The organism is Lacrimispora amygdalina (assembly GCF_900205965.1).
Classification (GTDB): Bacteria; Bacillota; Clostridia; order Lachnospirales; family Lachnospiraceae; genus Lacrimispora; species Lacrimispora amygdalina_A.
In genome coordinates this window covers 1-12,824 of the sequence record NZ_OAOF01000016.1, presented here as the reverse complement: position 1 = coordinate 12,824, position 12,824 = coordinate 1, and the positions used below count along the sequence as shown (strand labels likewise).

At 43.9% G+C, this 12,824-nt stretch carries 9 protein-coding genes and 1 other RNA gene; all 10 read left to right on the top strand.

Going from position 1 to position 12,824, the window contains the following annotated elements; translation table 11 throughout:
- Positions 1-3 precede the first annotated feature (3 nt).
- Positions 4-2,274, top strand: coding sequence for a SpoIID/LytB domain-containing protein (locus CRO04_RS18770; protein ID WP_097005779.1), 2,271 nt, complete (start codon positions 4-6; stop codon positions 2,272-2,274).
- Between the two features lie 45 nt (positions 2,275-2,319).
- The gene (locus CRO04_RS18765; protein WP_097005778.1) at positions 2,320-4,023 is read left to right on the top strand and encodes a S8 family peptidase; all 1,704 of its coding nucleotides are present in this window, start codon (positions 2,320-2,322) and stop codon (positions 4,021-4,023) included.
- A gap of 72 nt (positions 4,024-4,095) precedes the next feature.
- Complete coding sequence (locus tag CRO04_RS18760; protein WP_097005777.1) at positions 4,096-4,941, top strand: AraC family transcriptional regulator; 846 nt, start codon at positions 4,096-4,098, stop codon at positions 4,939-4,941.
- Positions 4,942-5,012: 71 nt separating this feature from the next.
- On the top strand, positions 5,013-6,023 hold the full coding sequence (locus CRO04_RS18755; RefSeq protein WP_097005776.1) for a deoxyguanosinetriphosphate triphosphohydrolase: 1,011 nt from the start codon (positions 5,013-5,015) through the stop codon (positions 6,021-6,023).
- Positions 6,024-6,072: 49 nt separating this feature from the next.
- Positions 6,073-7,845: a DNA primase gene (gene dnaG / locus CRO04_RS18750; protein ID WP_097005775.1), complete on the top strand. Its 1,773-nt coding sequence runs from the start codon at positions 6,073-6,075 to the stop codon at positions 7,843-7,845.
- Positions 7,846-7,884: 39 nt separating this feature from the next.
- Positions 7,885-9,090, top strand: a complete 1,206-nt coding sequence (gene rpoD, locus CRO04_RS18745) for an RNA polymerase sigma factor RpoD (RefSeq protein WP_242974552.1) — start codon at positions 7,885-7,887, stop codon at positions 9,088-9,090.
- Positions 9,091-9,110: 20 nt separating this feature from the next.
- Entirely contained in the window at positions 9,111-9,812 is a 702-nt protein-coding gene (locus tag CRO04_RS18740) for a tRNA (adenine(22)-N(1))-methyltransferase (protein WP_097005774.1), read from the top strand.
- The gene (locus tag CRO04_RS18735) at positions 9,799-10,620 is read left to right on the top strand and encodes a Nif3-like dinuclear metal center hexameric protein (protein ID WP_097005773.1); all 822 of its coding nucleotides are present in this window, start codon (positions 9,799-9,801) and stop codon (positions 10,618-10,620) included. Before CRO04_RS18740 ends, CRO04_RS18735 begins: the two co-directional genes overlap by 14 nt.
- An 11-nt stretch (positions 10,621-10,631) precedes the next feature.
- Positions 10,632-12,293: a nucleoside kinase gene (locus CRO04_RS18730; RefSeq protein ID WP_097005772.1), complete on the top strand. Its 1,662-nt coding sequence runs from the start codon at positions 10,632-10,634 to the stop codon at positions 12,291-12,293.
- A gap of 62 nt (positions 12,294-12,355) precedes the next feature.
- An RNA gene (gene rnpB, locus CRO04_RS18725) (RNase P RNA component class A) lies at positions 12,356-12,701 on the top strand.
- Positions 12,702-12,824: the final 123 nt, after the last annotated feature.

Genomic DNA, 12,824 nt, shown 5'->3' with positions numbered 1-12,824 from the left:
CGCATGAACAAAAAGTCATTGATCGGGTTTGTCGTCGGTATTCCTCTTCTGGTTATCGTTCTTATTCTTATTATAGTATTGAATGAGCCGGAGCCGGAGGGGATCTCAAGGGGGCTGGCATGTAAGTCGGCAGCTCTCCTTCTTACAGACAGAGAAAGCTTAGAAAAAATGCCGGAGAATCAGAGTTATTTCTCCAAACAGGATCAGAGCGTCTGGTATACGAAATATATGGATTATTTATATGCCAATGGCTACCTTGATCCGGCACTTATGCCTGCAGATCAGGAGACTGCGCAAGGTTTTTTGACCTATCAGGAAGCAGAACGCCTGGCAGAAGCATTGGCACCTGGTTCTGGAACGAATATTCATGTAGGAAGAAAAAACAGAAATAAACGTATCACCGCTGATGAATGGTGGTTTTTATTTGAAGATTTAAAAAAGGTGCTGGATAAGGAGAATCAGATTAAATCCTTGGATGTGCTTCTTTATGGTACACCTTCTAATATAAGACCTTCTTCCTCATGGACTGCCTATACCAGTGAAGGAGCATTTGGTTTTGAAGGAATCAGTCTGGATTCTTACATAGACTGGGAAGTAAAAGTTCTGGTAAAAGGAAGCGAAATCATTGCATTAAAAGAAGCTGTAAGTGATTCTGTTACATATAGGAATGCCTGGCTGACTTCTGACGGCAGTCAGACATTTGAGGTGCATTTAGGTTCTGTGGTCAGAACGTTTCCTATGGAAGCATCCTTAGGCCAGACGGAGGACTTTACCAATCAGGTAGCAGATATCAGTCTGAAACGCGGGAAGCTTTCGAAGGTTACCATGAAGAAAAAGAAAATATCAGGAAAAGTGCTTGCAATTACGGATTCAACCATAGAAATAGAGAATTACGGAACATTGAAATTTGATAAGGATTTTAAGGTTTACCGTCTTTATGGACAATTTGAAGAACGGTCGGTTTCAGATATACTTGTAGGATACGATATACAGGATTTTGTGGTGGCCCATGGAAAGATCTGTGCAGCACTGCTTGTACGGGAATTTGATGCCAAGACCATTCGGGTTCTGCTGATGAATACGAATTTTCAGTCGATTTTCCACCCTGCCGTGACACTGTCCTCCCAGACCGGTTTGATTTTAACCTATGACGGAGCAACGGTTCAGGTACCGCCGAAAGCTGAAGTGATTATTGAGCCTTCTGATGAACGTTTAAAAAACGGCAGAATTGTAGCGTCTCCCCTGGAAAAAGGCGGCTCCATAGAGGTGAATTCCATCAGCCGTTCCTATGGAACACCTTCCTATGACGGAACAATTGAAATCAGAAAGAATCCGGAAGGATTACTTTTAATTAACGAGCTGTATCTGGAGGATTATCTGACAAAGGTGGTGCCCAGTGAGATGCCGGACAGTTATGAAAAGGAAGCGCTGAAAGCACAGGCGGTGTGTGCAAGAACCTATGCTTACCGTCAGATTCAGAGTAATACCTACAGCAAATATGGAGCTCATGTGGATGACAGTACCCGCTTTCAGGTATATAATAATCTTCCAACTGCAGCTAAAACTGAGGATGCGGTCAGGGAAACTTACGGAAAACTGCTGTTTTATGGGGATACACCGATTGCAGCTTTTTATTTTTCCACATCCTGCGGACATACCACCGATGGAAGTGTATGGGGGGGAGATCCGGTCCAGTTCCCTTACCTGGAGGGAAGCCTGCTTCAGGATGGAGGCGCAGTATTAAATCTGTCCACCAATTCTGATTTTGAGGAATTTATAAAGAATAAAGATTATCCGGCTTATGATTCTTCATATCCAATGTATCGGTGGGAGACGACTGTGACAAACAGACAGCTGGAGGAAGAGATAACTGAGGTTGGCTCCATTCTAAATGTTACAGTGGTGGAACGGGGCGTAGGAGGTATTGTAAAAAAATTGAGGGTCGAAGGCTCAGATGGCGTAATGACCATTAACGGTGAGGGACAGGTGCGGGCTAAACTTGGCAATAAATATATGACAATAACCAAGAAAGACGGATCAGTGATGAAAAATTTTGATTCTCTTCCCAGCGCGTATCTTGCCATAGACAATCAGGGGGTTGACGATAAAAATATCACCACATTTCATATTTATGGCGGCGGCTTCGGACATGGCGTAGGAATGAGCCAGAATGGTGCCCAGGCGATGGCCAAAGAAGGGAAATCCTATGAGGATATTCTGAAATTCTTTTACCATGGTGTCCAGGTATGTGAAGCGAAACAGGTAAAGGAATGAGAACGGCTGATCCTGCGTAGAATATAAAAAAACGCAGGATGCATTATGCAGGATCAGAAGTTGGAGAATCTGCTGAATCTCGCACTCAGTTCCACACCGGAAGAGAGGGCGAAGTCAGGTAATTTAAATGTAGGATATAATCCAGAAGAAAAATCGTGGGATGTGATTGTAAAGCATTCCGGAGATATCAGCGGTCTGACCCAGTTGGGAATCAAGGTAGAACAGATGGTAAATGAGTATGCGATACTAAATGTGCCGGAATCACTCATTGATCAGTTAAGTGAACTCCCGCAGATCGAGTATGTGGAGAAACCAAAGAGGCTGTTTTTTGCCATAAATCAGGCAAAGGCGGCCTCTTGTGTCAATTTGGTCCAGCAGGGGACCAACAATCTGTCAGGGAGAGGAGTCCTTGTAGCTGTTATTGATTCGGGAATTGATTATTATCATGATGACTTTCGTAATGCAGATGGAACGACCCGGATTTTGAAGCTTTGGGACCAGACGCTTGACCGTGTCTTTACAAAAGAAGAAATTGATGCAGCTCTGGCAACAGGAAGCAGAGAAGAAGCATTAAAGCTGGTCCCTTCTGTTGATATCAGCGGTCACGGTACTGCAGTAGCCTCGATTGCGGCAGGAAACGGAAGTGAAAACAGGGGACAGTACCGGGGAGTTGCCTATGAGAGTCCTCTTTTAGTGGTGAAGCTGGGAGTGCCCCAGGAAGGTGGATTTCCAAGAACGACTGAACTTATGCGGGCTGTTAATTTTGCAGTGAAGGAAGCTGTGGATTTAAAAATGCCGGTGGCCATCAACTTAAGCTTTGGTAATACCTATGGCTCCCATGACGGCACCAGCCTGCTGGAAACATTTCTTGATGACATCTCCAATTATGGAAAAACTGCAATTGTAGTTGGCACAGGAAACGAAGGAGTTGGCGGCGGTCACATATCCGGAAAATTAACCATATCAAATCCGCAGGATATCGAACTCAGTGTGGGAGATTTTCAGCAGAGCTTCAGTGTTCAGCTCTGGAAATCTTTTGCGGATTTGTTTGATATCAGCATTATAACACCTTCCGGTGAAGTAATCGGTCCGATCAGCAGCAGACTGGGGCCTCAGACGATAAAATTCGCAAACACCCAGATTCTATTGTATTATGGAAAACCGGGGCCATACAGTGTAGCCCAGGAGATTTATTTGGATTTCCTCCCAACTGATACGTATGTTGACGGCGGGATCTGGAAATTCCGACTGACGCCCAGAGAAATTGTAGAGGGAAACTATGATTTGTGGCTTCCGTCTTCCGGCGTGCTAAACGAGTCCACCCGCTTTTTACGGGCGACTCCGGAAACAACGCTGACCATTCCTTCCACAGCCACTAAGGTGATTTCTGTGGGTGCGTATGATGATACGTATCAGTCCTATGCCGATTTTTCGGGGAGAGGATACACAAGAAGGACGAATCAGGTGAAACCGGATCTGGCTGCACCGGGAGTGGGGATTATCGCGGCTCATGCGGGAGGCGGTTATGATACAGTAACGGGAACCTCCTTTGCGACTCCGTTTGTAACAGGTAGTGCGGCTCTTCTCATGCAATGGGGTATTGTAGACGGAAGAGATCCATTTCTCTTCGGGGAAAAAATAAAAGCCTACTTAATTCGGGGAACAAGAAAGCTTCCGGGAATTTCCCAGTATCCAAACCCTGAACTGGGATATGGTGTTTTATGTGTAAGTGCCAGTCTTCCGGTTTAAAACAAAAGAAAATCCATTGGAAAACAGGCTGAAATGTTTTATAATGGGTACAGTACTTTTCGGAGGTATGAAATGAAAATCAGACATGAACTGGTCATTCCCAATAATGATCTTCCTTTCCGGCTGTTTATCTTTGAAGGCAGAGACGGTAACTATAAAGTGACAAAGCACTGGCATCATTCGGTAGAGATTTTTCTGGTACTGGAAGGTGAAATCGACTTTTTTATCAATAACGCACACCAAACGCTTACCAGAGATGAATTTGTACTGGTAAATTCCAATGAGGTGCATTCCATAGATTGCCCAAACCCCAATATTACCATTGTTTTACAGATTCCCGGAGAAACCTTTGAAGATTATATGGGAGAGGATTCTTATGTTAATTTTGAAAAAAAGGGGGAAGAATCAAATCGAAAGCTGAAGGATCTTGTGACTTCCCTTTTTTACGTATATGAAAAACAGGAATATGGGTATACCTTTCAGGTGAAAAGCCAGTTTTACCAGCTTTTATATCTGCTGGTTACGGAGTTTAAATCCGAAAATATGGATAAAGAGGTGATCCGTCAGAAGAAGCAGCTTGATAAGCTTTCAGATGTAACCAATTATATGAGAGAGAACTATGACCAGGATTTAAAGCTGGATTTAGTCGCTTTAAAATTTGGATTTAGTCCTACCTACTTATCCAGGATCTTTTTAAAATATGCGCAGGTCAATTACCGGACATTTTTAATTGACCTGCGTGTCAAGTATGCAGTCCGTGAACTGATGGGAACCGATCATGAGATTGGAGAGATCGCCATGAATCACGGGTTCCCTGACAGCAGAGCGTTTGCAAAGGCATTCAGAAAAAGGTTTGGATGCCTGCCCAGTGAATACAGGAAGCATATAACAGCACAAGGTAAGGGGGATAGCAAATAATTTATTATAGGGTGTTAAAATTACTGAAAATATGATATAATGTACCATAACTTTGCGAAGGATGTGATCGAATGAATATCAGAGAATCTACAGAACAGTGGGAGGAAGCTTATTTAAATCCCTATGCTGCCCTGAGCAAGAATAGCAAAGGCAGAGAACGGGACGAAGAACCCTGTGATATCCGTACTGCTTATCAGCGGGACCGTGACAGAATCATTCACTGTAAAGCATTTCGAAGGCTGAAGCATAAAACGCAGGTATTTCTCGCTCCGGAAGGGGATCATTACCGGACAAGACTTACTCACACGCTGGAAGTATCCCAGATTGCAAGAACCATTGCCAAATCACTACGTATGAATGAAGATTTAACGGAGGCCATTGCTTTGGGACATGATCTGGGACACACACCTTTTGGCCACTCCGGAGAAGCCGTTCTTAATAAGATCTGTTCCCAGGGGTTTGCCCATTACAGACAGAGTGTGCGGGTTGTTGAAATTCTGGAAAAAGGCGGGCAGGGTTTAAATCTTACATGGGAAGTGAGAGATGGAATTTTAAATCACCGGACCAGCGGACACCCTGCTACTTTGGAGGGGGCAATTGTCAGGCTGTCAGATAAAATTGCCTATATAAACCATGACATTGATGATGCGATTCGTGCAAAGATGTTTGTAGAGGAGGATCTTCCTGAGTGCTATACCGGTATATTGGGACATAGTGTCAGGGAAAGACTGAATAATCTGATTCACGATATCATTAACAATAGCTATGGGAAGAATGAAATTATCATGTCCCCGGATATGGAGGCAGCCATGCAGGGGCTGCGCACCTGGATGTTCCGGCATGTTTATAAGAATGAGATTCCAAAGGCGGAAGAAGGAAAAGCACAGAATATGATAGCCATGCTTTTTACGTATTATATGGAGCAGCCGGACAAGCTGCCGCAGGAGTACCGTCTTCTCATGGAAAAAGGGGAGGCAAGCCAGGAACGTGCAGTCTGTGATTATATTGCAGGAATGAGTGACAGCTATGCGATTGTACGGTTTGAACAACTGTTTGTACCGAAAGCATGGAAAGCAATTTGACAAATAAGTTTTGTGAGATGAATCTTTATGAAAGGAGGTAGAAGGCTTTATGCGGTATTCGGAGGATATTATTGAAGAAGTCCGGGTGAGGAATGACATTGTGGATATCGTATCGGGATACGTGAAGCTGCAGAAAAAGGGCAGTAATTATTTTGGATTATGTCCGTTTCATAATGAAAAGTCTCCTTCCTTCTCCGTCTCACCGGCCAAACAGATGTATTACTGTTTTGGGTGTGGTGCAGGCGGCAATGTCATTACTTTTGTTATGGAATATGAAAATTATTCCTTTTCTGAAGCTTTTAAGATGCTGGCAGACCGGGCAGGAGTAAAACTTCCGGTTGAGGAATACAGCAAAGAGGCAAGGGAGCAGGAAGATTTAAAGGCGGCTCTGCTGGAAATCAATAAGCAGGCGGCCAGTTATTTTTACTATCAGCTTAAGAAACCACAGGGGGAAAGCGGTTACCGTTATTTAAGGGACAGGCAGCTGAGTGATGAAACCATAGTACACTTCGGGCTGGGGTATTCCAATAAAACCAGTGATGATTTATACCGCTACCTAAGAGGTAAAGGCTATGACGATTCAATATTAAAACAGTCAGGTCTTGTGACTGTTGAGGAAAAGGGAAGTCATGATAAGTTTTGGAACCGAGTGATGTTCCCCATTATGGATGTGAATAACCGGGTGATTGGTTTTGGCGGAAGAGTTATGGGGTCCGGAGAGCCGAAGTATTTAAATTCGCCCGAGACAAAGCTTTTTGATAAAAGCAGAAATTTATACGGACTTAATTATGCCAGACTTTCAAGGGAAAAATACATATTGATTTGTGAAGGGTATATGGATGTGATTGCCATGCACCAGGCGGGTTTTACCAATGCGGTAGCCTCATTAGGAACGGCTTTTACCACCCAGCATGCCCAGCTTTTAAAACGGTATACGGAAAAAGTGATTCTTACCTATGACAGTGACGGTGCCGGACAGAAAGCAGCATTAAGGGCAATCCCTATTTTAAGGGAAGTTGGAATTTCCATTCGTGTTCTTAATATGGAACCTTATAAGGACCCGGATGAATTTATAAAGAATCTTGGACCAGATGAATTCAAACTGAGAATAGAACAGGCCCGTAACAGCTTTCTGTTTGAAATTGATGTTTTAAGAAAGAATTTTAAAATGGATGATCCGGAGCAGAAAACGGCATTTTATAACCAGACTGCCAGAAAGCTTCTGGAGTTTCCTGAGGCTCTGGAACGGGAGAACTATTTAGAGGCAGTATCAAGAGAATTTTTTATTCCTTACCAGGATTTAAAGAATCTGGTTAACCGGCTGGGAGCTGCACTGGGACCAGTTCGTCCGGGCTCAAGAGAAGCAGTGGAAGAAGGCGGAAAAAATCAGCGGAAAAAAGAGAAGGAGGACGGCGTTATGCAGTCTCAAAGACTGCTCCTTACCTGGCTGATTGAAAATCCTGTACTATTTGATAAGATTGAGGGGGTCATTACTCCTGATGATTTTATAGAAGAACTGTATCATAAGGTGGCACAGATGGTTTTTGACGGACACACTGCCGGAACACTGAATCCGGCTGAGATTTTAAATCATTTCATCGATGATGAGGATCAATATCGGACTGTCGCAGGTCTTTTCCATGCGAGCTTAAAAGAGTCTCTTGATAATGAAGAACAGAAAAAAGCATTTTCGGAGACAATATTAAAAGTGAAAAAAAACAGTCTGGACTATTCCAGCCGCAATGCTGCAGGAATAGAAGAACTGCAAAGAATTATAAAGGAACAGGCTGCGTTGAGAGATCTGAATATTTCGCTGGATTAGGGTGTACACTATAGGCAGGCTGTGGAAGGATGGAAGAACATGGACGAGAATGTTAAGAAGACAGCAGATAAGACGGTGGGTTCAGGAAAGACAGAAGAGGAGCAGGTTATTGGCAGCAGGCAGGAAGAGACATCACCGGTATTTGGAGAGAAATTAAACCAGCTTTTATTATTGGCAAAAAAGAAAAAAAATGTTTTGGAAAATCAGGAAATACTGGATTTCTTTATCGGAGAGAATTTGGATTCCGACCGCCTGGATCATATTTATGATTTCCTGGAAAACAATAAGGTAGATGTGCTTTCCATTAACGGAGAAGAACTGGATCTGGATGAAGATCTTTTTCTGGAAGAGGATATTGAGGAAGAGGAAGAAATCGATATGGAAAGTATCGATTTGTCCGTTCCGGAAGGTGTCAGCGTTGAAGATCCGGTCCGCATGTATTTAAAAGAGATTGGGAAAGTTCCTCTGTTGTCCAGTGAAGATGAAATTGAGCTTGCGAAAAAGATAGAGCTTGGGGATGATGACTCTAAGCAGAGGTTAACAGAAGCAAATCTCCGGCTTGTAGTCAGCATAGCCAAACGTTATGTGGGACGGGGAATGCAGTTCCTGGATTTGATCCAGGAAGGAAATTTAGGACTGATTAAAGCGGTAGAAAAGTTTGATTACCGCAAAGGTTATAAATTCAGCACCTATGCAACCTGGTGGATCAGACAGGCGATTACCCGTGCAATTGCAGATCAGGCGCGGACAATCCGGATTCCTGTCCATATGGTGGAAACCATTAACCGCCTGGTCCGGGTATCCAGACAGCTTTTACAGGAGCTGGGAAGAGAACCGGTGCCGGAAGAGATTGCGGCAAGGGCTGATATGCAGGTAGAACGGGTTCGGGAAATCATGAAGGTCTCCCAGGAACCGGTTTCTCTGGAAACGCCAATCGGTGAGGAAGAGGACAGCCATTTAGGGGACTTTATTCAGGATGACCAGGTGGCGGTGCCTGCAGATGCTGCGACATTTACCATGCTTCATGAACAGCTGATGGAAGTACTTGATACCTTAACGGAACGGGAACAGAAAGTGCTGAAGCTGCGGTTTGGTCTGAGTGACGGCCGCCCCAGGACCCTGGAGGAAGTAGGAAAAGAATTTAATGTTACAAGAGAACGGATCAGACAGATTGAAGCGAAAGCATTGCGAAAACTGCGCCATCCCAGCAGAAGCAAAAAGCTGAAGGACTATCTGGACGATTAAGTAATAAGACGGAGCTGACGATGAAATTATCAAAACGTTTGGGCGTGATCGCCTCATTTGTGCCGGAAGGCAGCCTGGTGGCTGATGTGGGAACCGATCATGGCTATATCCCGATACACTTAGTACAGGAAGGAATTGCAAAATCTGCCATTGCCATGGATGTGAGAGAAGGGCCTCTTTTAAGGGCCCGGACTCACATAAAAGAGGCAGGCTTAGAAGATCTGATTGAAGTCCGTTTAAGCGACGGACTTTTAAAGTTAGAGAAAAATCAGGCAGACTGTGTTGTGATTGCCGGTATGGGCGGAGAACTGATTATACATATATTGGAAGAGGCACGTCATTTATGGGATAGTATCGCATACTGGGTCCTGTCTCCTCATTCAGAACTATATAGAGTACGTAAATTCCTGAAAGAGCATGAATTTTCTATTCAAAAAGAGACTATGATAAAAGAGGACGGTAAGTATTATACCGTTATGGGCATTAACAGAGAGAATGGGGATCTGGAGGAATGGGATAGTGAATCCGGTTTCAGATACGGCAGACACTTATTGGATTCAAAAGATCCGGTGTTAAAGGAATACTTAAAGAAAGAGCAGATGCAGCTTGGTCAGATTCTAAAGGGGCTGAAGGCAAGTGGCACTGATAATGCAGAAAGCAGAACTTTAGAACTGGAACTGGAACTGAAGTGGAATAAGGAGGCGCAAGATGCAATGCAGTAAATTGATTGAATTACTGGAAAAGCTGGCACCTGCAGCCTGTGCCTGTGACTGGGATAATGTAGGGCTTCTTGCAGGAAGCAGCAAAAAAGAGATAAGAAAGGTATTGATTGCCCTTGACGGGGATGAAAGAGCCATAGATGAAGCGGTGCGGCTTGGGGCAGATCTTCTTCTGACTCATCATCCCCTGATTTTTAAACCGTTAAAGAGGATTAATGACAGTGATTTTATTGCAGAGAGGCTGATGAAACTGATCAGAAATGATATCTGCTGTTATGCCATGCATACGAATTTTGATGCGGCTCCCGGCTGTATGGCAGATGCGGCAGCAGGGAAACTAAAATTGCTGAATACAGATATATTGGAAAAAGAAGGGTCTGTTACGATAGAAAGATCCGAAGGCATTACAGAGGTTGCCTTTGGAATTGGCAAGACCGGTTATTTAAAGCAGCCCATGACTGTGAGGGAACTGGCCGGACTGGTAAAGGAACAGTTCGGGCTGCCTTTTGTTACCATATATGGAGAGCAGGATATAAAAGAACCGGTATCTTTTGTGGGAATCAGTCCCGGAGCAGGCTCTGGAATGATAAAACCAGCATTGAAAGCGGGTGTCCAGGTACTGATAACCGGAGATATCGGATATCACAGCGGCACGGATGCAGCAGCAAACCATATGGCTGTCATTGACGCAGGTCATTATGGTCTGGAGTATCTGTTCCTTGAATTTATGGAAGATTTTCTGAAGAAAAAAACAGGAGAGGAACTGGTGGTTTACAAGACAGACGTGAGATTTCCTGAGACATTTTTATAAGGAGGAAAAGAATGGCGATTGTAACGATAGATGGAACAAAGAAAGAATACCCCATAGGCACCACGTACCAGGAGATTGCAAAGGAATACCAGCCCCAGTATCAGGATGAGATTTTGCTGGTTGGCATCAACGGTAAATTAAGAGAACTTCATAAGACGGTTCAGTTTGACTGCAGCCTTCAGTTTTTTACAGGAAAGGATCAGCCTGGGATTCAGACTTATCACAGAAGTGCGATTTTTCTTATGATGAAAGCGTTTTATGATGTGGCAGGTATTGAAAATATAGAAAAAGTAACAGTGGATTTTTCCCTGGGAAAAGGCTATTACATTCATCCCCACGGAACCGTTGAACTGACAGAGGAGCTCCTTAACAGGGTAAAGATCCGAATGAAGGAATATGTGGAACAGAAAATTCCCATTATGAAGCGAAGTGTGAATACGGACGATGCCATTGAATTATTCCATAAGCACCGGATGTATGACAAAGAGAGGCTTTTCCGTTATCGCAGGGTTTCACGTGTAAACTTATACAGCATCGGCGGTTTTGAAGATTACTTCTATGGTTATATGGTTCAGAATACCGGATATATCAGATATTTTGATATCATTCCATATGATGATGGATTTATGCTTATGCTGCCCCAGAAGGATAATCCCCAGGAGGTGCCTCCTTTTGAAGCAGAAAAAAAGCAGAAGCTGTACCAGGTCTTAAAAGAAAGCGTAAAATGGGGAGAACGTCTCAATGTATCAAATGTAGGGGCATTAAATGAAGTCATATCAGCCGGCGATATTAACGAATTGATTCTGATACAGGAAGCACTGCAGGAGAAAAAGATTGCGGAAATGGCAGCAAGGATCGGCGCTGACCGAAGCAAAAAATTCGTTATGATTGCAGGTCCTTCCTCATCTGGTAAAACAACATTTTCCCACAGATTATCCGTACAGCTGAAAGCACAGGGTATGATACCTCATCCGATCGCAGTGGATGATTATTTTGTTAACCGGGTAAACAGCCCGAAGAATCCCGATGGGAGCTATAATTATGAGGTCCTGGAGTGTCTGGATATTGAACAGTTTAACAAGGACATGACAGCTCTTCTTGCTGGTGAGACGGTAGAGATGCCCAGGTATCAGTTTAAAACAGGAGAACGGGAGTATCGGGGAGATTATTTAAAACTTGGGAAAGATGATATTCTGGTGATTGAAGGGATTCACTGTTTAAATGATAAGCTGTCCTATTCTCTTCCAATAGAAAGCAAATTCCGGGTTTATGTCAGTGCGCTGACTCAGTTGAATATTGATGAACACAACCGGATTCCCACTACAGACTGCCGTCTGATCAGGCGTATGGTGCGGGATGCCAGAACGAGAGGGGCATCAGCCCAGGATACCATCCGCATGTGGCCGACTGTAAGAGCGGGTGAGGAAGCTTATATTTTCCCATTTCAGGAGTCTGCAGATATGATGTTTAACTCGGCTACTGTATATGAATTAGCTGTCTTAAAGCAGTATGCGGAACCGCTTTTATTTGGAATACCAAGAGAATCACCTGAATATATGGAAGCAAAACGTCTTTTGAAATTCCTGGATTATTTTCTGGGACTTAACAGTGAAAATATTCCCCGCAACTCCATTGTAAGAGAATTTATCGGGGGAAGTTGTTTTAAGGTATAAAAACAGGTAAAAGAAAAGGCAGCTTTACAAATGTCTGGAATTATGATATGATTATATGGTTTTGAGTAAGACAAATGGCCGCAGCTGCAAAGCCGAAAGGCTGCAGGTGAGGAAAGTCCGGGCTTCACAGGGCAGGATGCCAGATAACGTCTGGCGGAGGCGACTCCAGGGATAGTGCAACAGAAATAAACCGCCGCATCTGCGGTAAGGGTGGAAAGGTGGTGTAAGAGACCACCGCTCTCCTGGTAACAGGAGGGGTCCATGTAAACCCCATTCGAAGCAAGACCGAACAGGAAGCATAAGGCGGCCCGTCTGCTTCCGGGTAGGTCGCTTGAGCCTGCTGGCGACGGCAGGCCTAGATAGATGGCCATTCAACGACATAACCCGGCTTATCGTCTTACTCAAATCTCATAATAAATGTTGACGTCCGAATTAAAACAGACCAAAAGTCCGTAAAAAAATGGGCAGTAAGAAAAGATCATGAGATTAGATTCTCGTGGTCTTTTTTTGTTGAGCCGCCTCTGACTCTAT

Bases quoted from the DNA above. Each gene is read 5' to 3' on its own strand.
- CRO04_RS18770 (WP_097005779.1), top strand. From the start codon at position 4: ATGAACAAAAAGTCATTGATCGGGTTTGTCGTCGGTATTCCTCTTCTG.
- CRO04_RS18765 (WP_097005778.1), top strand. From the start codon at position 2,320: ATGCAGGATCAGAAGTTGGAGAATCTGCTGAATCTCGCACTCAGTTCC.
- CRO04_RS18760 (WP_097005777.1), top strand. From the start codon at position 4,096: ATGAAAATCAGACATGAACTGGTCATTCCCAATAATGATCTTCCTTTC.
- CRO04_RS18755 (WP_097005776.1), top strand. From the start codon at position 5,013: ATGAATATCAGAGAATCTACAGAACAGTGGGAGGAAGCTTATTTAAAT.
- dnaG (WP_097005775.1), top strand. From the start codon at position 6,073: ATGCGGTATTCGGAGGATATTATTGAAGAAGTCCGGGTGAGGAATGAC.
- rpoD (WP_242974552.1), top strand. From the start codon at position 7,885: ATGGACGAGAATGTTAAGAAGACAGCAGATAAGACGGTGGGTTCAGGA.
- CRO04_RS18740 (WP_097005774.1), top strand. From the start codon at position 9,111: ATGAAATTATCAAAACGTTTGGGCGTGATCGCCTCATTTGTGCCGGAA.
- CRO04_RS18735 (WP_097005773.1), top strand. From the start codon at position 9,799: ATGCAATGCAGTAAATTGATTGAATTACTGGAAAAGCTGGCACCTGCA.
- CRO04_RS18730 (WP_097005772.1), top strand. From the start codon at position 10,632: ATGGCGATTGTAACGATAGATGGAACAAAGAAAGAATACCCCATAGGC.